This is a genomic window from Qipengyuania gaetbuli (assembly GCF_020524765.1).
In the GTDB taxonomy this organism is placed as follows: Bacteria; Pseudomonadota; Alphaproteobacteria; order Sphingomonadales; family Sphingomonadaceae; genus Qipengyuania; species Qipengyuania gaetbuli_A.
Window position 1 is genome coordinate 1,304,476 of record NZ_JAIVLR010000001.1, and the last position, 22,862, is coordinate 1,327,337.

Below are 22,862 nucleotides of genomic sequence, written 5' to 3' on the forward strand. Positions count from 1 at the left end.
GAGGCGCATGAACATCGGCAATCTCATCGAGGGGCGGGCGAGTTCCGACATCATCTCGGTGGAGGTCGGACAGTCCGTCCGCGAAGCCGTGCGTATCCTTGCCAGTAAGCGTATCGGCGCCCTGCCCGTGCTCGAACAGGGCCGTGTCGCCGGCATCTTTTCCGAGCGCGACGTGATTCACCGCCTCGCCGACGAGGGCGAGGCCTGTCTCGATCGAAGGGTCGGCGAAGTTATGACTTCGCCTGCCATCACGGTCGACCGGATGACGACCATCGACGATGCGCTGGGCCTGATGACCCGCCGGCGCATCCGCCACTTGCCCGTCATCGAGACCGAGATGATGTGCGGGTTCATCTCCATCGGCGACTTGGTGAAGTTCCGATACGACGAGGTGCAGCACGAAGCCGAGGCCATGCGGGAATATATCACGCACGGTTGAGCAGCGGCCCGACACTCCCTACATCGCGCCCATGGCCGAAACGCTCACCCTGACCCCGTCCGCTGCGAAGCGCGTCGCCGCGATTGCCGCCAAGCAGGCAAAGCCTGCAATCCTGCGCCTTTCGGTCGAGGGCGGGGGCTGTTCCGGTTTCCAGTACAAGTTCGACCTCGCCGAAGGTGCGGAAGCCGACGACAGCGTCAGCGAAACCGACGGCGTGCGCCTGGTGGTCGACCCGGTGAGCCTCGACCTTGTCGCCGGCAGCACAGTCGATTTCGTCGAATCGCTCGGCGGGGCGGCCTTCAAGGTCGAAAACCCGCAGGCAGCGGCCGGCTGCGGCTGCGGATCGAGCTTCGGGATTTAGGTTAGACCCGGCGCGGCGTTTCGGGCATCACGCGGCCCATGCGTATTGCCAGCTTCAACATCAACGGGATCAAGGCCCGCCTTCCGCGTCTCAAGGAATGGCTCGAGGAAACGCGTCCCACCGTCGCCTGCCTGCAGGAAATCAAGACGATGGACGACGGCTTCCCCGCCGCCGAGTTCGAGGAAATCGGTTACAAAGCGATCTGGCACGGGCAGAAAAGCTTCAACGGCGTCGCCATCCTCGCCGATGGCGTGGAGCCGGTCGAAATCCAGCGCGGCCTCGGCATCGACGGCCCGAACGATGGCGAGGGAGAACAGGCACGCTACCTCGAGGCCGAGGTCAACGGCGTGCGCATCTGCAACCTCTACCTTCCCAACGGCAATCCGCACCCCGGGTCAAAGTTCGACTACAAGCTCGCCTGGATGGGCAAGCTGCGGGAACGCATGAAGGCGATCTGGGACGAGGAAGTGCCCGCCGTGGTGCTGGGCGATTACAACGTCATTCCCGAAGACAAGGACGTCTGGTCGCCCAAGGCCATGGCATCCGACGCGCTGATGCAGCCCGAATCGCGCGATGCCTACAAGCGCCTGCTCGGCGATGGCTGGACCGATGCGATCGATACGCTCAATCCGCGCGGCGGCGTGTGGACCTATTGGGACTACCAGGCCGGTGCCTGGCAGCGCGATCACGGGTTCCGGATCGACCACATCCTGCTTTCGCCCGAGCTAGCCGATCGCATGACCGCTGCCGGTGTCGACAAGGAATATCGCGGCCGCGAGAAAGCCAGCGACCATACGCCCGTCTGGGTCGAACTTCGCAGCTGAGCGACCTCGCTATGGAAAAGGGCCGCCTCGCAGCACGGCGAGACGGCCCCAATCTGATCTCGGCTACCGGACTTAACGGTAGAAGATGTGCGTATTGATCGTCGCGCGGGCGACCTTGCGCTTCGCCCAGCTCGGACGGACGTAATTCGCGTGGAAGTAGAGCGAATCGTCTGCAGCGCTGTCCCACAGGCCCTGATGCGCGATGCGGGCGATCGCCTTGGCCCGCTTCCAAGCAGCGGAGTGCTGCTTGATGCTGGGCATCCGGCCACCGCGCACGAAGCTGAACTGCGAACGCTGGTAGACCACGCCGCAATAGCTCGACGGGAACTGGCGCGATTCGCTGCGGTTGATGATCACCTGCGCAACGGCAAGCTGGCCTTCGAGCGGCTCGCCGCGCGATTCGAAATAGATCGCGCCGGCAAGGCAGCGCATTTCTTCCGACAGCTGGCCGGCTGCGGGCATGGAGGCGACGAGGTCGTGCAGGCTGGCGGCCTGCATTGCGTCGTCGGAAATCTCGTCGGTGGATTCCGGTTCTTCCGGAATGTCCTGGACCACTTCGCCTTCGACGAAAACCGGGACAACCTCGTCGGTGAGGGCGGTTTCGGAGACAGTGGTATTACGGTCCGCTTCTGCAGCGAGGACCGTGGCGCCGGTTTCTTCAGCCCCGGCAAGGCTCGCAATAAGCGTCGCGGCAGTCGCCGCGGCGGCAAAAAAACTCTTTCGCATTATTCCGAATGACTAAGCGGTGAGCTCGCTGTCGCAGGCCGGGATCCACAGCGCGTTTCTGGCGCCATTTGGTCGGATCCGATTGCGGTCCTGCCGCTTGCTCCCCGTCTGCGTGCTAGCCTGCCGACCCCATTGCCGTTGCAAGCCGCCTACGCATCGAAGCTGGGCGGCCAAATAGTCTCATTTGAAACCGTGTCAAGTTAACGGGCCCACTCTGCGACCAAGCGTTCCATTTCAGGGCCATCCAGTTCGAGAATCCAAAGATCGGGGTCACGGGCCATGCGGCGGGCCAGATAATCCTCGAAATCTTCTTTGTTTTCCGTATCTTGCTGCTTGGTACACTCGAAGATTCGGTCGCCATCGAGCCGCGGCAGGCGCTCCCAAAGCATTGTATTATTGCCACTATTGGTGGTTAATATCGCCAGGGTTCCCGCATCGCGTTCGCCCGAGCGGAGGACCGTTGCAAAGCCGCCCTGCTGCTGCGCTGCCCGGATCAGGCCCGTCACTTCGAGGTGGGTAGGGAGGCGCGCGCCCTCCATGCCGGTCCTCAACCCGAATATCCGGCAAGGCTGGAGAGCGGGATGCGCGACTTCATGAACGTGCCGGTTCCGCGCCCGATTTCGTCGCCTTCTTCGTCCACCAGGCGCGATTCGGCCACAAACACGCGGCGGCGCCCGCTGACCCAGCGCCCCTCGGCCACGACCTTGCCGGTTCGCACCGGCTTGGTGAAGTGGAGGTTGAAGGATGTCGTCAGCAGGAAACGGTCGGTCACCAGGGTGTTCGCTGCATAGAAGGCCGCATCATCGAGCATCTTGAAATAGATGGTCCCGTGTGCGGCACCGGCCGCGTGATAGGCGGCTTCGGTCACGTCGAATACGATCCTTGCGCGGCCTTCGCCCGTCACCTCGAGCTGCGAGGCGAAGAGCGAGTTCACCGGGGCGGAAGCGTAGAGCCGCTCGAGCGCACGCCAGTGCCGCTCGGCCCCGCTGGTAGCCGCCTGGTTCATCATTCCTTCCTTCTTTACCGGGGCTCGACCCAGCCGATCGAGCCGTCGGGGCGGCGATAGACCATGTTGTGCGCTTCGGTAGCCCCGTTCTTGAACAGGATGGCGTTGGTGTTCTGCAAATCGAGCATCATCACGGCATCGGCAACCGAACATTCCGGGATGATCGCGCTGGTTTCCGCGATGATCGGCGGACTGTCGGCCGTGATTTCCTCTTCGGTATCCGGTTCGGGCGCGGCGAAGATGGTGTAGGCAGCCTCTTCCTCGCGCATGGCGTGCTGCGCCTGTTCGTGGCGATCCTGGATGCGCCGCTTGTAGCGCCGCAGCTGCTTCTCGATCTTGCCGGCGGCCTGTTCGAAAGCCTGGTGAACGTCATGCGCCTCGGCATGGCCCTTGAGGATCAGGCCCTGCATCACATGCGTCACGATATCGGAGGTGAAAGACCCGCCGGGGCCCTTGCCCAGAGTGATATGCGAGGAGATCGCGCGGTTGAAATACTTGTCGACGATGCCTTGCATGCGGTCTTCGACATGGCTCTGCAGGGCAGCGCCGGTGTCGATCTGGTGGCCTGAGACGCGAACATCCATATGGTATCTCCTCTATCGCACCCTGCCGATCCCCGGTCCGGCTGTGTCGGCCGGGTGGGTACCTGAACCTATCCCCAGAGCGGGTTTTCGATCCCGGACATGAATTTCCTGTGCCGCGCGAGTTCTTCCTCGCTCGGCGCGTGGGGCCGCGGCTCGCGCCGGGGGCGGTCGGGTGCCTGGCGCACCGCAATGACTTCGCGTTCGACCCGGACCACCCGTTCGGCGGCCAGTTCGAGACCGATCTGCCTGCCACCCTTCAGCTCGACATAGACCTGCGCCAGAAGTTCCGCGTCGAGCAGCGCGCCGTGCTTCACGCGGTGGCTGCGGTCGATCCCGTAGCGCGTACACAGCGCATCCAGCGAAAGCTTGGCCCCCGGGTGGCGCTTCTTGGCGATGGCGACGGTGTCGACCATGCGGCTGGTGCACACCGCTTCGCGTTCGCACAGCGCCAGTTCGGCATTGAGGAAGGCGAAGTCGAACCCGGCGTTATGCGCGACCAGCGGCGCATCGCCGATGAAGTCGAGCAATTCGTGCGCAATGTCGCGGAACAGCGGCTTGTCCGACAGGAACGATGCCGAAAGACCGTGCACGGCTTCCGCGCCGGCGGGCATGTCGCGTTCCGGATTGTAATAGGTGTGATAGGTCGCGCCGGTGGGCACGAGATTGAGCAATTCGATGCAGCCTATTTCGACCATCCGGTCGCCGGTCCTTGGATCCAGCCCGGTGGTTTCGGTGTCGAAGACGATCTCGCGCATTGGCCCGACTATCGGACTCGCGCTGGCGGATTACAAGAGGTTTAGCCGCGCTTTTCTTGGCGCAGCTTTTCGATGAGGGCGCGCACCGCCGCCTCGGTTTGCGCAAGGCTCGTACCAGTGTCGATCACGTGGTCGGCACGCTCGCGCTTCTCGATATCGGGCACCTGGATCGAGAGGATATGGGCGAATTTCTCGGGCGTCATGCCGGGACGCGCCAGCACGCGCTGGCGCTGCACTTCGGCCGGAGCCGACACGACGACGACCGCGTCGACGGCCTGCGATCCGCCCTTTTCGAACAGGAGCGGGATGTCGAACACCACCATGTCCTGCCCGGCGTGCTCGATCAGGAATGCCCCGCGTTTTTCGGCGACGGCAGGATGCACGATCGCCTCGAGCCGGGCGAGGGCTTGCGGATCGGCGAAAACCTGCTGTCCCAGCCGGTCGCGCAACACGCCTTCTGCACCGGTGCTGCCGGGAAATTCGCGTTCGATCGCATCGACCAGTTCACCGCCCGGGCCCTGCATGGCGCGCACCTCCCTGTCGGCGTCGAAAACCGGCACGCCGGCGCCCTCGAACATGGCGGCGACGGTGGACTTGCCCATGCCGATGGAGCCGGTAAGCCCGACGATGAGGGGGCGGGTCATGCCATCAGCCTTTGGCGCAATTCGGCATCGTGTCCGCGCGGGGGCTCCACACCGAAGAAATGGGTGAATGCAGCCGCGGCTTGCCCGATCAGCATGGCGAGACCGTCGATGGTCTCGAAACCTGCCGACCGCGCCTGCTGCAAGAATTCGGTTTCGACCGGATCGGTCACGATATCGTAGGCGACGGAACCGGGGGGCGCATGGCTCCAGTCGAATTCGAGCGGCGGCTGGCCGCGCATGCCGAGCGGGGATGCGTTGATGACCAGGTCGCAGCAGCCCTCCCGGTCGTCGAATGCGAAATCGGTGGGTTTGGCGAAATGGTCGAGCGGCGCGACATGATGCTCCCCGCCCGGATCGAGTTCGCCGAGCAATGCCTCCGCTTTGCCCGCATCGCGCCCGGCAAGAACGAGGGTGAAGCCTTCGCCCGCCAGTCCCGCAACGATGGCCCGCGCTGCGCCGCCGGTGCCGAGGATCCGCGCCATGCGGAAGTAATGCGTGGCCTTGAGGCGTTCGCGCAGCGGCTCGAGAAAGCCTGCGACATCGGTGTTGCGACCGACCAGTGCGCCGTCGGGTGCCCTGACAATGGTATTCACCGCACCGACACGGCGGGCAAGCGGCTCGAGCCGGTCAAGCAGCGAAATGACCGCCTGCTTGTGCGGCATGGTGACATTGCAGCCGCGCCAGTCCGGATCGCCGCGCCGTTCTTCCAGATAGGCGGCGAGATCGTCGGCGATCACGTGGTGCGCACGATATTCCGCATCGAGGCCGAGCTTGTCGATCCAGAACCCGTGGATCGCGGGCGATTTCGACTGGGCAATCGGATCGCCGATGACTTCCGCATAAATCGTCACGAGGGCAGGGCGCCTTCCTCGCGCAGCGCGTCCAATACCTGCAGCAAAGGCATGCCAAGCACGGTGAACTGGTCGCCCATGATGCTGTCGAACAATTGGACGCCGGGACCCTCGATCCGGAACACGCCGACGCAGTAGGAAACCTCGGGCCATTCGGCATCGAGATAGGCCTCGATGAATTCCTCGGAGAGTTGGCGGACCTTCAGCCGGGCGAAGTCCGATCCCATCCACACGATGCGCCCGTCTCGCGCCAGCGCGGCGGCGCTGTGCAGCGTCATGGCCTTGCCAGAAAAGAAGCGCAGGTGTTCTGCCGCCTGTTCGCGCGTCGCCGGCTTGTCGAACCGCCGCCCCTCGACCTCAACCAGAGAATCGCTGCCGAGAACGAGGCCCTTCGCCTCCACCGCAGTTGCCTTCGCCGCAGCCAGCGCCTGCGCGATTTCGGCCGGTTCCGCGTCTTCCATTTCCGCCTCGAGTGCGCGCTCGTCCACGTCGCCAGCACGCGCCTCGAAAGCGACGCCTGCCGCTTCGAGCATCGCCTTGCGCGAGGCAGAGTTCGAGGCGAGGATGATGCCTTCGCCTGCAATCGCGCTCATATTGCCTTGCCTCCTTCGAATTCGCCTGCCGCCTTGTGGCTGCGTTCGCTGCACAGACGGATGATTGCAGCTGCGGTTTCCTCGATCGAGCGGCGCGTCACGTCGATTACCGGCCAGCCATTGTCGGCGAACATGCGGCGGGCGAAGGCAACTTCCGACTTCACCCGTTCGTTGTCGATATAGGCGGTCTGTGACTGCTCGTTGAGCGTCAGCAGGCGATTGCGGCGGATCTGGACCAGCCGTTCGGGCGCGGTGGTCAGGCCCACGACGAGCGGCTTCTTCAGTTCGAACAGCTTGGGCGGCGGCGGGCTTTCCACCACCAGCGGGATATTGGCCACCTTGTAGCCGCGGTTGGCGAGGTAGATGCTGGTCGGCGTCTTGGAACTGCGCGACACACCGGCAAGGATGATGTCGGCCTCTTCCCAGTTCTCCCAGCCGATCCCGTCGTCATGGGCGATAGTGAATTGGATCGCCTCGACCCGTTCGAAATAGGCCTTGTCCATCTGGTGCTGGCGGCCGGGCCGACCGTGCGCCTCCTGGCCCAGCGCCTTTTCCAGCGCTTCGGTCACGCGGTCGAGGATCGGCACGGCGGGCAGGCCGTTCTGGGTGCACACTTCCTCCAGCCGCGCGCGGGCTTCGGGATTGACGAGAGTGAACAGGACGAGGCCCGGATTGGCCTTGAGTTCGGGCACGATGCGGTCGAGATGCTGACGCGAGCGCACCATCGGCCAGAAATGCCTGACGACATCCGCATCGTCGAACTGGGCGAGCGCGGCCTTGGCCAGCATTTCCAGCGTTTCACCGGTGGAATCGGACAGCAGGTGGAGGTGGATGCGGTCGGTTATGGTTGCGACTTTCGGCCTGTGGAGAAGCGCCGGATAAACCACGGGACAGGTCTGCCGACAAGTTCGGGGATGAATTCCCTCCCCGCTACGAGTCCTGTTCGGGGGCGATTCCCGCACAGCAAATCCGATTTATGCGCAGGCTGGGGACAGCAGGGATAAGTTTGACTCGACTCAAGCCATCTGCCGAGTCGCAATCCGCCCCTCGCCCTTTCCCTTGCTGGAGAAATCAGGCAGGGGGCCGCTATGCCCATTATCCACAGGGCCAACAGACTCCTTCAACTCTTATAATAATCATTTTTATTGGATTGGACTCTCTCTCGATGCCCGGCCTCCTGCTCGACACTCTGAACGGCAAGCGCGCGGACAAGGTGCCGCTCTGGCTCATGCGCCAGGCTGGTCGGTACCTTCCCGAATATCGCGAACTGCGCGCCGAGAAGGGCGGCTTCCTCGCCATGGCATATGACAGCGAGGCGGCGTGCGAGATTACCTTGCAGCCGATCGACCGGTTCGGTTTCGACGGGGCGATCCTGTTCTCCGATATCCTGATCGTGCCGCACGCCATGGGCCAGCACCTGGAATTCCTCGCCGGCGAAGGTCCCAAGCTCTCGCCGCCGCTGGTCGATGCCGCGCTCGAAGGGCTGGCGGCCAACCATTCGCGCTACGAGCCGATCTACCAGACCGTGCGCCTGTGCCGTCAGCGGCTGCCCGAAGGCGTTACCATGCTGGGCTTTGCCGGCAGTCCCTGGACCGTCGCCACCTACATGGTCGCAGGCGAGGGCAGCCGCGACCAGCACGATGCCCGCGCGCTCGCCTATCGCGATCCGGGCAAGCTCCAGGCAATCATCGATGCCATCGTCGGCGACACGGTCGAATATCTTTCCGGCCAGATCGAGGCGGGTGCCGAAGCGGTGCAATTGTTCGATTCCTGGGCCGGGAGCCTTGCGCCCGACGAGTTCGAACGCTGGGTCATCGCGCCCAATGCCGCGATCGTCGCTGCACTGGCACAGCGCCATCCCGATACGCCGGTGATCGGCTTCCCCAAGGGTTCGGGCGAAAAGCTGCCCGCCTATGCCCGCGAGACGGGCGTGAAGGCGGTCGGTGTGGACGAAACGCTCGATCCGCTGTGGGTCGCACGCGAATTGCCCGCCGGAATGGCCGTACAGGGCAATCTGGACCCGCTTTTACTGCTTTCGGGTAGTCCGGCCCTCGAAGGGCGCATCAAGGCAATCCTGGAGGCTTTTTCGGACCGGCCCCATGTCTTCAACCTCGGCCACGGGATCGACCGGCGCACGCCGATCGAAAACGTCGAGCGGCTGATTGCCACCGTGCGCGGCTGGCAGGGGTGACGAAGCGCCGCGCAATGACTAGATCGAACCCATGCAGGACGTTCTTGCGATGACCTATCTCTGGCTCAAGTCCGGGCACATCATCTTCATGGTCTTCTGGATGGCAGGCCTGTTCATGCTGCCGCGCCAGATGATCTATTGCCACGACGCCGCGGCCGGATCGGAAGAAGAGGCGCTGTGGGCCAAACGCATGGGCCTGCTGCGCAAGATCATTCTCACCCCCAGCCTTATAGTCGTCTGGGTGCTGGGTCTGCTGCTGGCCATGCAGAGCGGCGCGTTCAGCCAGGGCTGGTTCCATGCCAAACTGCTGCTCGTAATCGTGCTGACCGGCTATCACGGCATGATGGTTGCCCGGTCCAAGGCGATGGCCCGCGGAGAACGTCCGCTGACCGAGAAGCAGCTGCGCGTCTATGGCGAGGTGCCGGGCATCCTGCTTGCCTTCATCGTCGTGCTGGTGGTCGTCCGCCCGTTCTGAGCGGGGATCCGGCAACCGCGTTTGCCGATTGACGGCGCGCGGGCGCAGTCCTATTTCACACCCATCACCGGCAAATGGCACCGCATGACTGACGGCGCCGGGTCCGCTTTCCCCAAGCCCATACCGACCCGCCGGCCATTTCCAGATTTATCGAGTAAAATTTATGCATCTCAAAGACTTGAAAGCGAAAACGCCCGCAGACCTCGTGGCAATGGCCGAGGAACTGGGCGTCGAAGGCGCATCGACCATGCGCCGGCAGGACCTGATGTTCTGCATCCTTCGTGAGCTCGCCGAAGACGAGGAGTACGAAGAAAAGATCATGGGTATCGGCACCATCGAGGTGCTGCAGGACGGCTTCGGCTTCCTGCGCAGCCCCGAGGCGAACTACCTTGCCGGTCCCGACGATATCTACGTCTCGCCCAACCAGGTCCGCAAATGGGGCCTGCGCACGGGCGATACCGTCGAAGGCGAAATCCGAGCCCCCAAGGAGGGCGAGCGCTATTTCGCCCTGACCAAGCTCTACCAGGTCAATTTCGACGATCCGGATGCGGTGCGTCACCGCACCAATTTCGACAACCTCACGCCGCTCTATCCCGAAGAGAAGCTGACGCTCGACACGCTTGATCCCACGGTCAAGGACAAGTCGGCCCGCGTGATCGACATCATCTCGCCGCAGGGCAAGGGCCAGCGCGCGCTGATCGTCGCCCCGCCGCGCACGGGTAAAACCGTGCTGCTGCAGAACATCGCCAAGGCGATCACCGACAACCACCCGGAAGTCTTCCTGCTGGTCCTGCTCGTCGACGAGCGTCCGGAAGAAGTCACCGACATGCAGCGCAGCGTGAAGGGCGAGGTCATTTCCTCGACCTTCGACGAACCGGCCAATCGCCACGTGCAGGTTGCCGAAATGGTCATCGAAAAGGCCAAGCGCCTCGTCGAGCACAAGCACGACGTCGTCATCCTGCTCGACTCGATCACCCGCCTCGGCCGCGCCTACAACACCGTAGTGCCCAGCTCGGGCAAGGTGCTGACCGGCGGTGTCGACGCCAATGCACTGCAGCGCCCGAAGCGCTTCTTCGGTGCAGCGCGCAACATCGAGGAAGGCGGTTCGCTGTCCATCATCGCCACCGCGCTGATCGACACCGGCAGCCGCATGGACGAAGTCATCTTCGAAGAATTCAAGGGCACCGGTAACTCGGAAATCGTCTTGGACCGCAAGGTCGCGGACAAGCGCATCTTCCCGGCGCTGGATGTCGGCAAGTCCGGCACCCGCAAGGAAGAGCTGCTGGTCGAGAAGGACAAGCTGTCGAAGATGTGGGTCCTGCGCCGTATCCTCATGCAGATGGGCACGGTCGACGCGATGGAATTCCTGCTCGACAAGATGAAGGATTCCAAGACCAACGAGGACTTCTTCGCCAATATGAACCAGTAAGGAAAAGGGGCGCCCGGCAGGAAATCCCTTCCGGGTGGGGGGCTAGTGAAGAGGATTGTCTATCGCAGCACCATCGCTGCAGCAGTCGACAGCACCGAGGTGTTCAACATCATCGACACCTCCAACCGCCGCAATCCTGCGCGCGGGATCACCGGCTTCCTGCTGCACGATGGCGAACGGTTCCTCCAGTTCCTCGAAGGGCCGCCGCTGGAAGTCGAAGGGCTGCTCGCCGAGATCGAGCGTGATCCCCGCCATACCGACCTGGTCATCGTCTACGACGAAGGGGCGCAGGAACCCTGGTTTCCCGACTGGGCGATGAAGCGGCTGATCAACTTCACCGGCCCGCCCGCCATCGACCAGCTGCGCGAGGAACTGGCCGGAAAACCGGATGGTGACCGGGTGTTAGGGCTGGTCGAGGATTTCCTGCGCGCTTGAGCCGCAGGTGCCGTTTCAGCCGGCTTTCTGCCTTTCGAGCTGGGCAGCCATCATTTCCCAGACCTTGTTCACTGCCTTGAGCGGTCGGACCATGACCTTGAAATCGGCAATCATGCCGTCCTCGTCGAAGCGGATGAGGTCGATACCGTTGACCTTGATGCCGTCCATCTCGGTGGTGAATTCAAGCATGGCATTCTCTCCGTCCACCAGTTCGCGGACATAGGTGAAGCTGTCGTTGCCGAGCGTCTGTCCCGCGGCAGAAAGATAGGCGACGACGATCTCGCGCCCTTCCTGGGGGGTGTGGACGACCGGCGAATGGAACACGGCATCGGGCCGCATGATCGCTGCGAGCTCGGCCGGGTCGGACCCGTTCTCGATAACCTTGTGCCAGCGCGCGAGGCCTTGTTCCGCACTCATCAATGTCTCCTGAAACTGTTGGCCCGCGCCGCTTCCCAGTGGCGGGCGAGGGGAGTCGAGGACGGCTTGTCCAGCAATACGCCGGGTTCCGCGAAGTAGTAGATCTTGTCGAAGGCGTCCGAGCGTGCGCCGTTGATGCGCTCGCGCATGTCCATCGGCTGCATCTGCCATGGATTGTCGAGGCCCATGGCGATGGTGATTTCCTTCAGAGCATGCAGCGTCTGGCGCTGGAAACGGGCGACGCGCGGCGCCTTGTCCTCGACTACCAGGCCGCGCTGGCGCCAGGCGTCCTGCGTGGCAATCCCGGTCGGGCAGGTACCCTTGTGGCAGTTCATCGACTGGACGCAGCCGAGCGAGAACATGAAAGGCCGGGCGGCATTGCACCAGTCTGCACCCAGGGCGAAGCTCTTGGCCATCTGGGCGCCCGAATGGATCTTGCCGGAGGTCGCAATCTTGACCTTGTCGCGGAATTCCGTGCCGACGAGCATGTTGCGCACGAAAATCTGCCCTTCGCGCAGCGGCATGCCAACCGAATTGCTCAGTTCGAGCGGGGCGGCACCGGTACCGCCTTCGGCCCCGTCCACCGTGATGAAATCGGGGTGCAGTCCGGTCTCGATCATCGCCTTGCCTATGGCGAAAATCTCGTGCGGCTGGCCGACGCACAGCTTGATGCCGGTGGGCTTCCCACCCGACAGGTCGCGCAGGCGAGTCACGAATTCCAGCAATTCGATCGGCGTATCGAATTCGGGATGGGCTGCCGGCGAGGTTACAGTCTCGCCGACAGGCACGCCGCGCGCCTCGGCGATTTCGGGCGTGACCTTTATACCGGGCAACACACCGCCATGGCCGGGCTTGGCGCCCTGGCTCAGCTTCAATTCGATCATCTTGACCTGATCGCTTGCGGCATTGTCGCGGAACTGCTCGGGATCGAAGCGGCCGTCCTTTGCGCGGGCGCCGAAATAGCCGCTGCCCAGTTCCCAGATGAGATCGCCGCCCGGTTCGCGGTGGTACTTGCTGATCGATCCTTCGCCGGTGTTGTGCGCGAAATTGCCGAGTTTTGCCCCTGCATTGAGAGCCTCGATCGCTTTCGCAGACAGCGAACCGAAGCTCATCGCCGAGATATTGAGCAGCGAGGAGGAATAGGGCTTCGCGCAGGTCTTCTCTCCCACAGTGACCCGCCATTCCTCGGGTGTATCGCGCGACGGGGCAATGGAGTGGCCGACCCACTCGTATTCGTCTGAATAGACGTCGAGTTCGGTGCCCATCGGATGCGAATCGAGATCGCCCTTGGCCCGCGCATAGACCAGGGCGCGCGCCTGGTGGCTGAAGGGGCGTCCCTCCAGATCGTCTTCCACGATGTAGGACTGCGCAAAGGGGCGCAGGTCTTCCATTACCCACCTGATGCGGGCGACGAGCGGGTAATTTCTCCTAAGTGTATGTTTTTCCTGTGCAAAATCCCATATTGCGAGGAGTAGGCCAGGCAGGAGGATCCATAAGGTCCAGCGTGCCGGTTCGAATATCCAGGCCGCGCCGACCAGCACGTAGAGGGCGACCGGGATGATGTAGCGGAAGGGAAGCCTTTCCACGACCCGTGCCCGTCTCAGCCGAGGTGCTGCGCAAAGAAGGCGCTGGTGCGCGAATCGGCCAACTGGGCCGCCTCTTCGCTGCGGCGCTTGCCGAATTCGGTCGCGAAACCGTGATCGAGGCCTTCGTAATCGTGCAGCGTGACCTTGGGATGATCGCCGAGGCCGTCATGCATGGCTTTCTGCGTCGCCTTGTCGACGAAGCCGTCTTCGGTCGGGATGTGGAGCATCAGGGGATTGGCGATGGCGTGCTTTTCGCGCAGCAGATTGTCGATCCCGACCGCATAATAGCCGACCGAGGCATCGCTGTCGGTGCGCGCCGCGGTCATGTAGGCAAGCCGTCCGCCGAGGCAGTAGCCGACCGCGCCGACCTTGGCGCAGCCTTGCGAGCGGGCGTAGCGGATGGCCGCCTCGATATCGCGGACGCCGTGGTCCTGGTCGAATTTGCCGAACAAATCCAGAGCCTTGCCCATTTCCGCCTCAATATCGGGATCGAGCTCGATACCGTCTTCGAACTGCCAGAACAGGTCGGGGGCCACGGCGAGGTAGCCATCTTCGGCCAGCTTGTCGCACTTGCGGCGGATGCCGGCATTCACGCCGAAGATTTCCTGGATGACCACGATGGCGGCACGCGGAGTGCCTTGCGGGCGCGCGACATAGGCGTTGAAGCTGTTCTCGCCGTCCAGTGTGGAAATGCTGACCAACTCGCTCATTGCGTATTCTCTCCCTTGATCGATTGCAGGCCTAGCGCTTGCGGTGCGGGGCTGGCAAACCCAGATAGTGTCAGACACCAGAAGTGCGCTCCAGCACTCAACGGAGGAAACGCGATGAAGGTCCATATCGAAATCGACTGCACGCCGGAGGAGGCGCGGACCTTCATGGGCCTGCCCGACGTGGGGAAGGCGAACGCTGTCTATGTCGACATGATGTCGAAGGCGATGAAGGGCGTGTCCAACACTGACCAGCTGCAGGAATATGCCAAGCAGCTCGCTCCCATGGGCCAGGCCGGCTTCAAGCTGTTCCAGAGTTTCATGGAAGGCGCCAATGCCGCGCGCACTTCCTCCAAGGCGGACAAGCCGTCCGACGACTGAGTCCAGCGCCGCCAGTGACCGACACCATATTCGCGCTCTCCAGCGGGTCGCCGCCCGCCGCCATCGGCGTGATCCGCATCAGCGGGCCGTCTGCGGCGAAGGCTCTCGAGAGGCTGGCTGGGGGCCTTCCTGCGGCGCGCACCGCCTCATTGCGCGTGCTGAAGGACGGTGAGGGCGGAGTGCTCGACAGGGCGCTGGTCCTGTTCTTCGATGGTCCACGCACCGCGACAGGCGAAGATCTGGCCGAAATACACTGTCACGGGGGCAGGGCAGTCGTTGCCGCGATCGAGCGCGCGCTTGGCACGATGGAGGGCTTGCGCCGCGCGGAACCGGGCGAGTTCACGAGGCGCGCCTTTGCCAATGGGGTGGTCGATCTGGCGGAGGCCGAAGGTCTTGCCGATCTCCTGTCGGCGGAAACCGAATTGCAGCGCCGTGCAGCGGAGGCGTCGGCTGGAGGGCAGCTTTCCCGACAGGTCGAAGCCTGGCGCGATCGCCTGCTTGGCCTCTCCGCCCAGGTCGAGGCCGCGCTCGATTTCTCGGACGAGGACGATGTGGAGGCGCTTCCGCCCGAATTCACCGATGCGGCGGCATCGCTGGCAGCCGATTGGCGCGCAGCCCTCGATGCCCCCCGTGCAGAGCGCCTGCGCGACGGCATCAGGGTGGTTTTTGCCGGCCCGCCCAATGCTGGCAAATCTTCGCTTTTCAACGCCTTGCTCGACGAAGGGGCCGCTATCGTCTCCGAGGAAGCCGGAACGACCCGCGACGTTATCGAGCGTCCGGTCGCCTTTGGAGGGGTGCCGTTCATCCTCGTCGATACGGCTGGACTGCGGGAAAGTGGTGCCGGCTCCATCGAAAGTATCGGCATAGACCGCGCAAGGCGTGAACTCGATCGCTCGGATATCATCCTGTGGCTGGGCGATGAGGGGCAGGGACCGGCCGGGTCGCTCGAGATTTCACCCAAGAGTGATATTGAAGGGGCGGCCAAGTCGAACGCTGCGCATTACGTATCGGCGCAGACGGGCGAGGGCGTCGAGGCACTGATTGCAGACCTGGTGCAGCGCGCTCGCCAGTTGCTACCCAAACCCGGCCTCGCGGCATACAACCAGAGACAGGCGGAATCGCTTTCGGATGCGTATGACGCAATCGAAGGTATTTCGGCGGGGGAGGACCTGCTCCTGATCGGCGAGAGATTGCGAATTGCGCGGCGTGCGCTCGACGGTTTGCTCGGTCGGCATTCGACAGAAGATGTACTCGACGCCCTGTTCGGCCGCTTCTGCATCGGGAAGTAGTGTTTCACGTGGAACATCTTCGGCTTTGACGCTTGGCGCAAAGGCAATTATCGGCCCAACCATGCAGTCCTTCGAAGTCATCGTTATCGGCGGCGGCCATGCCGGCGTCGAGGCCGCCTGTGCCTCGGCGCGCATGGGTGCGCGCACCGCGCTGGTGAGCTTCGACCTGTCCAAGATAGGCGCGATGAGCTGCAACCCCGCGATTGGCGGTCTGGGCAAGGGCCACCTCGTCCGCGAGGTCGATGCGCTGGACGGGGTGATCGGCCGCGCTGCCGATGCGGCGGCAATCCATTATCGGATGCTCAACCGCTCGAAGGGAAGCGCCGTTTGGGGGCCGCGTATCCAGGCCGACCGCCGACTTTTCCATGCGGCGGTGCAGGACATCGTGGCGCGGCAGGATAACCTCACCCTTGTCGAAGGCGAGGCTGCTGCCTTGAAGCTTTCGAATGGCCGCGTCACCGGTCTCGAACTTGCCGACGGGTCTGCGCTGGAAAGTGCTGCGGTTATTCTCTGCACCGGGACTTTCCTGGGAGGCACGCTGTTTCGCGGCGAGGAACGGTTCGAAGGCGGACGGATCGGCGAGAACGCTGCCCATCGCCTTGCCGCCCAATTGCGCGATGCTGCCTTGCCGATGGCTCGCCTCAAGACCGGCACCCCGCCACGTCTCGACGGGCGCACCATCGACTGGGCGCGCCTGGAAGAGCAGCCCTCCGATGGCGAGATGTGGACGATGTCGTCCCTTTCGGAGGGGAGGGTCAATCCGCAGGTGTTCTGTGCGATCACGCGCACCAATGAACGGGCACACGACCTCATCCGGGCCAATCTCGACCGTTCGCCCCTGTTTTCCGGTGCCATCGGTGCGGCGGGGCCGCGCTATTGCCCTTCCATCGAGGACAAGATCCACCGATTCGGCGACAGGGACGGCCACCAGGTCTTCCTGGAACCGGAAGGGCTATCGACGCATCTTGTCTATCCCAATGGCATCAGCACATCGCTTCCGACGGATGTGCAGCTCGGCATGCTTCGTGCCATGGAGGGCCTCGAGCGGGTGGAGATGGAGGTTCCGGGCTATGCGGTCGAGTACGACCATATCGACCCGCGCGCCCTCCGCTCCACGCTGGAGGTTCGGGACATTCCCGGCCTTTACTGTGCGGGGCAGATCAACGGAACCACGGGATACGAAGAAGCCGCCGCTCAGGGACTGGTGGCCGGTATGGAGGCGGCAGCTGCCGTTCTTGGATGTGAGAGTGCCAAGCTGGACCGGTCAAATTCCTACATCGCGGTGATGGTCGACGATCTCACGCTTCAGGGCGTCACCGAACCCTATCGCATGCTCACCGCGCGCGCGGAGTACCGCTTGCGGCTACGCGCCGCCAACGCAGACACGCGCCTCACCCCTCTCGGGCTTGCAGCAGGGCTTATCGGGGAGGAGCGCCGTGAGTGGTTTGCCCGCCGTAGCGAGCGCCAGCAGGTCATCCAGAATTTGTTCGATGCCCCGATATCTGCGCGTGCGCTGACGGATGAAGGCAGCACGGTGCGTCTCGACATGGGAACCCGCCCCGCAGCCGAATGGCTTCGCGGCGGACACGTTTCAATCAGAACCCTCGCCGATCTTGTCGAGGGCCTGGATCCGGCCGATCCGCTCGCCATAGAGATGGCGGAAGATGCCTTCTACGCGCCCTATCTGGAGCGGCAGGATGCGGAGCTGCGCGAACTGCGGGCGGGTGAAAACCTGCGCATTCCTGACAGCTTCGCCTATGCCGCGATCCCGGGGCTTTCCAACGAAATGGTCGAGCGACTGTCAGCGGCCCAGCCCGCCTCCCTCGCCGCAGCGGGCCGCGTGCCCGGCGTTACTCCATCTGCGCTTGCAGCGTTGCTTGTGCATGTGAAGCGGGCGCAGGGGGTTGCGGCATGATCGGCGATGAAGGCAGCGCGCGCCAGTATGTCGCCCGGTTCGCCGATGCAGCTGCGCTCGAACGCCTGGAACGGCTCGGCAGCGCACTTGCGCAGGAAAACAAGCGCCAGAACCTGGTGGCCAAGGCCTCGCTTGATAGCATGTGGTCGCGGCACTTTGCCGATTCGGCGCAGCTTCTCGACCATGTTCCACGTGAAACATCGGGACCGTGGCTGGACCTCGGGACGGGGGCGGGCCTTCCGGGGCTCGTCATCGCAGCTCTCCGCCCTGAGATGGAGGTTGTGCTCGTCGAATCGCGCAAACTGCGAGTTGCCTGGCTCGAGCGGATGAGGGACGAACTTGATTTGGCAAACTGTCATATCGAGGGCAGCCGGTTGGAACTGGTCGAAAGTTTTCCGGCAGGCGTGATTTCAGCACGAGCCTTCGCTCCGTTGCCGAAACTCCTCCGGTTATCCGCACGCTTCTCCACAGAGCGGACGCATTGGGTGTTGCCCAAGGGGCGGTCGGCAGCGCAGGAAGTGCAGGAACTTCCAAAAACGCTCCGAAACATGTTCCACGTGGAACAATCTGTTACGGATAGCGAGGCCGGAATGGTCGTTGGCAGGGGCAAAGTGAGGGAAAAACAATGATTACCGTCGCAATTGCCAACCAGAAGGGCGGAGTGGGCAAAACCACGACCGCCATCAATATCGCAACTGCGATGGCCGCCACCGGCTGGAAAACCCTGCTCATCGACCTCGATCCGCAAGGAAACGCTTCGACTGGGATGGGGATTGAAGGCTCGGCGCGCGAATACACCAGTTATGACCTTCTTCTCGAAGAAGCATCGCTGGCCCAGTGCGCCCAGCCGACGGAAATTCCAGGGCTGGATATCGTGCCGGCAACCCAGGACCTGTCCGGCGCCGAGGTTGAACTCGTCTCGGTGGAAGATCGCACCGCGCGCCTTTCCAAGGCTCTGGGCCAGGCCGGGAAGGGTGGATTCGCCGGATACGACATCTGTTTCATCGATTGCCCGCCTTCGCTGGGCCTGCTGACGCTGAATGCCTTGGGCGCGGCGGACACACTGCTCGTGCCCCTGCAATGCGAGTTTTTCGCCCTGGAAGGCCTTAGCCAGCTCTTGCAAACGGTGGAGCGGGTGCAGCAGCGCTTCAATCCCGATCTCGGCATTGTCGGCGTTGCGTTGACGATGTTCGACCGCCGTAACCGCCTGACCGACCAGGTGGCCGACGATGTTCGCGATTGCCTCGGCAATCTGGTTTTCGAAAACGTCATTCCGCGCAATGTTCGCCTGTCGGAAGCGCCGAGCCACGGGATGCCCGCGCTCGTCTATGACCACAATTGTCCCGGCAGCCGCGCCTACATCGGATTGGCGCGCGAGCTGATCGGGCGCCTGCCGGAAAGAAGGAAGGCCGCATGAGCCAAGCTATCGACCGCAAGAAGAAACTCGGCCGTGGCCTCGGCGCGCTTCTGGGCGAGGTCCAGCGCGAAGAGCCGCTAATCAATTCCTCGAGCGAAAGCAGTGATTTAACCGGTTCGACGCCTGCTCAAGCCACATCCGGGCTCGCCAGCATTCCGGTTGCGGATATCGAACCCCTACCCGGGCAGCCGCGTACCCATTTCGACAGCGATGCGCTGGACGAGCTTGCGGCCTCGATCGCCCAGCGCGGCGTTATCCAGCCGATTATCGTCACGCCGCGAAGCGGGGGGCGCTATCGCCTCGTTGCCGGCGAACGTCGCTGGCGTGCAGCGCAGCGCGCAAGGCTCCACCAGATACCCGCCATCGTCCGCGAACTCGATCAGCGCGAAGTTCTGGCGCTGGCGCTGATCGAAAACCTCCAGCGCGAAGATCTCAACCCGCTGGAAGAAGCGCGGGCATATCAGAAGCTTGCTGATGACGAGGGGATGACCCAGGCGGAAATCGCCGGCCTTGTCGACAAGTCGCGCAGCCACGTCGCCAATCTCCAGCGCCTGCTGGCGCTTCCCGAGGACGTCCTTGCCCTCCTTGCGAACGGCAGGCTTTCCATGGGCCATGCCCGCGCGCTGATCGGCAACGAGGGCGCATCGGAACTCGCCTCGCGCGCGGTGAAGGAAGGTCTTTCGGTCCGCGAAGTCGAGAAGATGGCGCGCAAGGGCGGGGCTTCTGCCAAACCGCGCAAGTCGCGTCCCAGCGTGCCCGAAGCCGAGACCGATGCCGATATCGCGGCGGTGCAGGGGCATCTGGAGGAATTTCTCGGACTGCCGGTGCAGATCAGGACCGACGGCACGCCGAATACCGGTACGGTGACCATTCGCTACCGCACGCTCGACCAGCTGGACCTTATCTGCCAGCGCCTGACCGGCGGCGATATCTGAGCCAGGGCGGACGCTGTGACGTCCGTTCCGCCCTATTCCTTGGTTTCGACCTCGACCTCGACTTCGCGATAAACCGCCTTTTGGGGTACGGTCACCGTGACGGGCACGAGCATGTATTCCTGTCCGTAATAGGCAGGGGCTCCGCGCAGCTCGCCCGACTGTGCGCTGGCCATGTAATCGTCGAGATAGGCCTCGCATTCGCCATAGGCCTCGGCCGAAGGTTGCGCATCGCCCTCCACTGCATCGCCGATAGCTGCGCCGGCCAGCCCGCCTGCGACCACTCCGGCGACGGTGCCGAGCGTGCGATTTCCGCGACCCGCGATGCGGTTGCCGAGGACGCCGCCCAATGCAGCGCCTGCCAGCGCACCGATAACTTCGCCGCGCTTGTCGTCTTCATAGGTCGAGAGCCGGTCGCGGCACTCGGCAAGCCAGGCGGCGCGATCGAACTGGACGATGCGTCCACCTGGCGGAACCGGGAAGGCGCCGGCACCGCCAGATGGAACATAAGTCATTGAGCGTACGGTATTTGCAGGCATGGAGTGGAACCGGTGGACGGTCCCGTCCTGCTGCACCCAGTCGGCGCCTGCCTGCGCCGGATCGCGGCGGATGATGATCCGCTCGATAACGACCGGTTCGCCCTGGGGGGTGACGGCTTCGGCGGGCAGCATGACCCGCTCCTCGATCTCGATGACTCTTTCGGCCGGCTTGGCTTCCTGTGCGAGGGCAGGAGCGCCGGAAATGGCTGCAAGGCCGGCAAGGGCAAGGGCGGTACGGTTCATGACGGGCGCTCCACGCGGGGATTGGCGATTTCAGGCGAAACTATCACCCGCACGCAAGACCGGCAAAAAAGCTGCACCTGCGTCCCCTTTCGGGGCAGAATCAGATCCGGTTGGCGAGGATTTCCGCCAAGCGCTCGATTCCCGCGCGGTCATCCTGGTCGAAGCGGGCCTTCGACGGGCTATCGAGATCGATGACGGCGATAACCTCGCCGCCACGCATGACCGGTACGACGAGTTCCGAATTCGTGATCGCATCGCAGGCAATGTGTCCGGGGAAGGCGTGGACATCCTCGACCAGCTGCGTTTCGCCGTTTTGTGCCGCGGCCCCGCATACGCCGCTGCCCAGCGGGATGCGGATGCAGGCCGGGCGGCCCACGAAGGGGCCGAGTACCAGCTCACCGTCCACCATGCGGTAGAAACCCGCCCAGTTGAGGTCGGGCAGGAAATCCCACAGCAGGGCAGCGATATTGGCCATGTTCGCCACTACGTCGGCCTCGCTCGACGTCAACGCGTCGGCGGCATCGACCAGCTGGCGATAGGCTTCGGGCTTGGGGCAATCCGGGGCGGGGCGGAAATCGAACATACCGAGCGATCTAGGCGAAAGAGCCGCGCTTGCAAGGGGCGTTGCGAGCGCGGCGGGCCTGTCGTATCGCCTGCATCATGAGCATTCTCAAGAAGCTGGGCATCGCCCTTCTCGTCATCGTCGCGATCCTTGCCATCGCGTTCTATTTCCTCTCGCGCGGGGATACGGCCGATATTCCGTTCGACGAGGTGGTCGGCACCGATCCGCGTCTTGACGAACCCGATGCGGAAACATTCCCGACAGTCGCCATCGCCGAGCCGGTGGGCTGGGCAGAGGGCGAAGCGCCGGATGCTGCAGAAGGTCTGGCCGTAAACCGCTTCGCCGAGGGGCTGGAGCACCCGCGCACGGTGCAGGCGCTGCCCAATGGCGATATCCTCGTGTCGCTAACCCGCGCTCCGGCCAAGGACGAGGGCGGGATTACCGCATGGATTGCGGACTTGCTGATGAGCCGCGCCGGTGCCGGCGGCGAATCGCCCAACCAGGTCGTCCTGCTGCGCGATGGCGACGGCGACGGTGTTGCCGAAACGCGCAAGGTGCTGCTCGACGGGCTCGATTCGCCTTCGGGCCTCGCATGGGGCGACGGCACGCTCTACGTCGCCAATCACGACGAGGTCCTGGCCTATCCTTATAATCTGGGTGCTGACGGCGTGTCCGGCGACCCGCGCAAGATAACCGATCTGGCGCCGGCCGGCGGGCACTGGATGCGCAACCTTGCGCTCCACCCCGAAGGCGACCGCCTCTACATCGCAGTCGGTTCCGATACGAACATCGCCGACAAGGGCATGGAGGCCGAAGAAGGCCGCGCGCTGATCTGGGAAGTGAACCTCGAGACCGGCAGGCGCCGCGTCTTTGCAGGCGGCCTCCGCAATGCCAACGGCCTCGATTTCAGCCCGTGGTCCGGCGAACTCTGGACCACCGTGAACGAGCGCGACATGCTCGGCTCCGACCTCGTGCCCGACTACCTCACCAATGTACCCGTCGGCGCCCAGTACGGCTGGCCCTGGGTCTATTTCGGCGACAATTTCGACCGCCGGGTGAAATACCCCTATCCGAGCTACATCAACTACGTGCGCACCCCCGAATATTCACTCGGACCGCACGTGGCTGCGCTGGGCCTCGTATTCAGCCGCGAAGGGGCTGCGCTGGGCGACAAGTTCTCGAGCGGCGCTTTCATCGCGCGCCACGGTTCGTGGAACCGCAAGCCGCCTTCGGGCTATGACGTGGTCTATGTCGCCTTCGACGATCGCGGCAATCCGACCGGACAACCAGTCGAGGTCCTTGGCGGCTTCCTGACCGGTGACGGCACGACGCGCGGGCGGCCGACCTGGGTCGAATGGGCTGGCGACGGCTCGCTCCTCGTCAGCGACGATACCGCCGGCATCATCTGGCGTGTCAGCGCGCCCGGCGCGAAGCCGCAGGCTGCGATCGAGCGGGTTACCGGCCGCCGCTTGCCGCCCCAGCGCGAACTCCGCGGGCAGGAGGCGACATTCGGGCGCGACGATTATGCGCGGCAGGTGACCGCCGACTAAAGTTGCGCCGC

Annotated in this window: 28 protein-coding genes; 14 read left to right on the top strand and 14 right to left on the bottom strand. The window is 63.8% G+C overall.

The window, feature by feature from the left end:
* Nucleotides 1–7: 7 nt before the first annotated feature.
* Genes LC083_RS06620 through xth form a run of 3 tightly spaced genes read left to right on the top strand, consistent with a single transcriptional unit; the run spans nucleotide 8 to nucleotide 1,624 of the window.
* Entirely contained in the window at nucleotides 8–439 is a 432-nt protein-coding gene (locus LC083_RS06620; RefSeq protein WP_160608598.1) for a CBS domain-containing protein, read from the top strand.
* 31 nt (nucleotides 440–470) lie between these two features.
* Complete coding sequence (locus LC083_RS06625; protein ID WP_226699693.1) at nucleotides 471–800, top strand: HesB/IscA family protein; 330 nt, start codon at nucleotides 471–473, stop codon at nucleotides 798–800.
* Between the two features lie 38 nt (nucleotides 801–838).
* The gene (xth, locus tag LC083_RS06630) at nucleotides 839–1,624 is read left to right on the top strand and encodes an exodeoxyribonuclease III (protein ID WP_226699694.1); all 786 of its coding nucleotides are present in this window, start codon (nucleotides 839–841) and stop codon (nucleotides 1,622–1,624) included.
* A 72-nt stretch (nucleotides 1,625–1,696) separates the two neighbouring features.
* Here the strand turns inward: xth and LC083_RS06635 are convergent, their stop codons facing one another.
* The 9 genes from LC083_RS06635 to LC083_RS06675 form a co-directional block, all read right to left on the bottom strand.
* Complete coding sequence (locus LC083_RS06635) at nucleotides 1,697–2,350, bottom strand: cell wall hydrolase (protein ID WP_226699695.1); 654 nt, start codon at nucleotides 2,348–2,350, stop codon at nucleotides 1,697–1,699.
* 200 nt (nucleotides 2,351–2,550) lie between these two features.
* Nucleotides 2,551–2,889 (bottom strand): DUF1491 family protein, encoded by a 339-nt coding sequence (locus LC083_RS06640; protein WP_226699696.1) that lies wholly within the window; start codon nucleotides 2,887–2,889, stop codon nucleotides 2,551–2,553.
* 8 nt (nucleotides 2,890–2,897) lie between these two features.
* Complete coding sequence (locus LC083_RS06645) at nucleotides 2,898–3,356, bottom strand: PaaI family thioesterase (RefSeq protein ID WP_226699697.1); 459 nt, start codon at nucleotides 3,354–3,356, stop codon at nucleotides 2,898–2,900.
* Nucleotides 3,357–3,370: 14 nt separating this feature from the next.
* Complete coding sequence (hpf, locus tag LC083_RS06650; RefSeq protein ID WP_160608604.1) at nucleotides 3,371–3,940, bottom strand: ribosome hibernation-promoting factor, HPF/YfiA family; 570 nt, start codon at nucleotides 3,938–3,940, stop codon at nucleotides 3,371–3,373.
* Nucleotides 3,941–4,008: 68 nt separating this feature from the next.
* Nucleotides 4,009–4,695 (bottom strand): DNA polymerase III subunit epsilon, encoded by a 687-nt coding sequence (gene dnaQ / locus LC083_RS06655; protein ID WP_222554765.1) that lies wholly within the window; start codon nucleotides 4,693–4,695, stop codon nucleotides 4,009–4,011.
* Between the two features lie 41 nt (nucleotides 4,696–4,736).
* Nucleotides 4,737–5,339: a dephospho-CoA kinase gene (gene coaE / locus LC083_RS06660; protein WP_226699698.1), complete on the bottom strand. Its 603-nt coding sequence runs from the start codon at nucleotides 5,337–5,339 to the stop codon at nucleotides 4,737–4,739.
* Complete coding sequence (locus tag LC083_RS06665) at nucleotides 5,336–6,190, bottom strand: shikimate dehydrogenase family protein (protein ID WP_226699699.1); 855 nt, start codon at nucleotides 6,188–6,190, stop codon at nucleotides 5,336–5,338. Before LC083_RS06665 ends, coaE begins: the two co-directional genes overlap by 4 nt.
* On the bottom strand, nucleotides 6,187–6,783 hold the full coding sequence (locus tag LC083_RS06670) for a Maf family protein (RefSeq protein WP_226699700.1): 597 nt from the start codon (nucleotides 6,781–6,783) through the stop codon (nucleotides 6,187–6,189). Before LC083_RS06670 ends, LC083_RS06665 begins: the two co-directional genes overlap by 4 nt.
* Nucleotides 6,780–7,670 carry a pyruvate, water dikinase regulatory protein gene (locus LC083_RS06675; RefSeq protein WP_222554768.1) on the bottom strand — a complete coding sequence of 297 codons (891 nt, stop codon included), beginning with the start codon at nucleotides 7,668–7,670 and terminating at the stop codon, nucleotides 6,780–6,782. The genes LC083_RS06670 and LC083_RS06675 overlap by 4 nt, the downstream gene beginning before the upstream one ends.
* A gap of 278 nt (nucleotides 7,671–7,948) precedes the next feature.
* On the opposite strand from LC083_RS06675, the gene hemE reads away from it, so the two are divergent.
* From hemE to LC083_RS06695, 4 genes are all read left to right on the top strand, one after another.
* Nucleotides 7,949–8,974, top strand: coding sequence for a uroporphyrinogen decarboxylase (gene hemE, locus LC083_RS06680; RefSeq protein ID WP_226699701.1), 1,026 nt, complete (start codon nucleotides 7,949–7,951; stop codon nucleotides 8,972–8,974).
* 31 nt (nucleotides 8,975–9,005) lie between these two features.
* The gene (locus LC083_RS06685) at nucleotides 9,006–9,449 is read left to right on the top strand and encodes a CopD family protein (protein ID WP_226699702.1); all 444 of its coding nucleotides are present in this window, start codon (nucleotides 9,006–9,008) and stop codon (nucleotides 9,447–9,449) included.
* A 163-nt stretch (nucleotides 9,450–9,612) separates the two neighbouring features.
* Nucleotides 9,613–10,878: a transcription termination factor Rho gene (gene rho / locus LC083_RS06690; RefSeq protein WP_160608611.1), complete on the top strand. Its 1,266-nt coding sequence runs from the start codon at nucleotides 9,613–9,615 to the stop codon at nucleotides 10,876–10,878.
* A 45-nt stretch (nucleotides 10,879–10,923) separates the two neighbouring features.
* A complete protein-coding gene (locus tag LC083_RS06695; RefSeq protein WP_226699703.1) occupies nucleotides 10,924–11,313 on the top strand; it encodes a BLUF domain-containing protein in 390 nt (129 codons plus the stop codon).
* Nucleotides 11,314–11,328: 15 nt separating this feature from the next.
* Here the strand turns inward: LC083_RS06695 and LC083_RS06700 are convergent, their stop codons facing one another.
* From LC083_RS06700 to LC083_RS06710, 3 genes are read right to left on the bottom strand one after another with little or no spacing between them, the layout of a single operon-like run.
* Nucleotides 11,329–11,730 carry a nuclear transport factor 2 family protein gene (locus LC083_RS06700; RefSeq protein ID WP_226699704.1) on the bottom strand — a complete coding sequence of 134 codons (402 nt, stop codon included), beginning with the start codon at nucleotides 11,728–11,730 and terminating at the stop codon, nucleotides 11,329–11,331.
* The gene (locus tag LC083_RS06705) at nucleotides 11,730–13,316 is read right to left on the bottom strand and encodes an FMN-binding glutamate synthase family protein (RefSeq protein ID WP_226699705.1); all 1,587 of its coding nucleotides are present in this window, start codon (nucleotides 13,314–13,316) and stop codon (nucleotides 11,730–11,732) included. Before LC083_RS06705 ends, LC083_RS06700 begins: the two co-directional genes overlap by 1 nt.
* A gap of 14 nt (nucleotides 13,317–13,330) precedes the next feature.
* On the bottom strand, nucleotides 13,331–14,026 hold the full coding sequence (locus LC083_RS06710; protein WP_226699706.1) for a dienelactone hydrolase family protein: 696 nt from the start codon (nucleotides 14,024–14,026) through the stop codon (nucleotides 13,331–13,333).
* Nucleotides 14,027–14,140: 114 nt separating this feature from the next.
* On the opposite strand from LC083_RS06710, the gene LC083_RS06715 reads away from it, so the two are divergent.
* The 6 genes from LC083_RS06715 (at nucleotide 14,141) to LC083_RS06740 (ending at nucleotide 19,960) form a co-directional block, all read left to right on the top strand.
* Nucleotides 14,141–14,404, top strand: a complete 264-nt coding sequence (locus LC083_RS06715) for a DUF6489 family protein (RefSeq protein ID WP_160608615.1) — start codon at nucleotides 14,141–14,143, stop codon at nucleotides 14,402–14,404.
* A 14-nt stretch (nucleotides 14,405–14,418) separates the two neighbouring features.
* Nucleotides 14,419–15,693, top strand: a complete 1,275-nt coding sequence (mnmE, locus tag LC083_RS06720; protein WP_226699707.1) for a tRNA uridine-5-carboxymethylaminomethyl(34) synthesis GTPase MnmE — start codon at nucleotides 14,419–14,421, stop codon at nucleotides 15,691–15,693.
* A 61-nt stretch (nucleotides 15,694–15,754) separates the two neighbouring features.
* Complete coding sequence (gene mnmG / locus LC083_RS06725; protein ID WP_226699708.1) at nucleotides 15,755–17,608, top strand: tRNA uridine-5-carboxymethylaminomethyl(34) synthesis enzyme MnmG; 1,854 nt, start codon at nucleotides 15,755–15,757, stop codon at nucleotides 17,606–17,608.
* Nucleotides 17,605–18,237: a 16S rRNA (guanine(527)-N(7))-methyltransferase RsmG gene (gene rsmG, locus LC083_RS06730; RefSeq protein WP_226699709.1), complete on the top strand. Its 633-nt coding sequence runs from the start codon at nucleotides 17,605–17,607 to the stop codon at nucleotides 18,235–18,237. Before mnmG ends, rsmG begins: the two co-directional genes overlap by 4 nt.
* Nucleotides 18,234–19,025 (top strand): ParA family protein, encoded by a 792-nt coding sequence (locus LC083_RS06735; RefSeq protein ID WP_226699710.1) that lies wholly within the window; start codon nucleotides 18,234–18,236, stop codon nucleotides 19,023–19,025. Before rsmG ends, LC083_RS06735 begins: the two co-directional genes overlap by 4 nt.
* Entirely contained in the window at nucleotides 19,022–19,960 is a 939-nt protein-coding gene (locus LC083_RS06740; protein ID WP_226699711.1) for a ParB/RepB/Spo0J family partition protein, read from the top strand. Before LC083_RS06735 ends, LC083_RS06740 begins: the two co-directional genes overlap by 4 nt.
* Before the next feature lie 32 nt (nucleotides 19,961–19,992).
* Here LC083_RS06740 and LC083_RS14055 read toward each other — a convergent pair whose 3' ends face one another.
* Together LC083_RS14055 and LC083_RS06750 are read right to left on the bottom strand one after the other, a co-directional pair.
* Nucleotides 19,993–20,739 carry a glycine zipper 2TM domain-containing protein gene (locus LC083_RS14055; protein WP_319003417.1) on the bottom strand — a complete coding sequence of 249 codons (747 nt, stop codon included), beginning with the start codon at nucleotides 20,737–20,739 and terminating at the stop codon, nucleotides 19,993–19,995.
* A 100-nt stretch (nucleotides 20,740–20,839) separates the two neighbouring features.
* Entirely contained in the window at nucleotides 20,840–21,322 is a 483-nt protein-coding gene (locus LC083_RS06750; RefSeq protein WP_226699712.1) for a GAF domain-containing protein, read from the bottom strand.
* Nucleotides 21,323–21,399: 77 nt separating this feature from the next.
* Here LC083_RS06750 and LC083_RS06755 point away from each other — a divergent pair, with 77 nt between their 5' ends.
* A complete protein-coding gene (locus tag LC083_RS06755; RefSeq protein WP_226699713.1) occupies nucleotides 21,400–22,851 on the top strand; it encodes a PQQ-dependent sugar dehydrogenase in 1,452 nt (483 codons plus the stop codon).
* Nucleotides 22,852–22,862 lie beyond the last annotated feature (11 nt).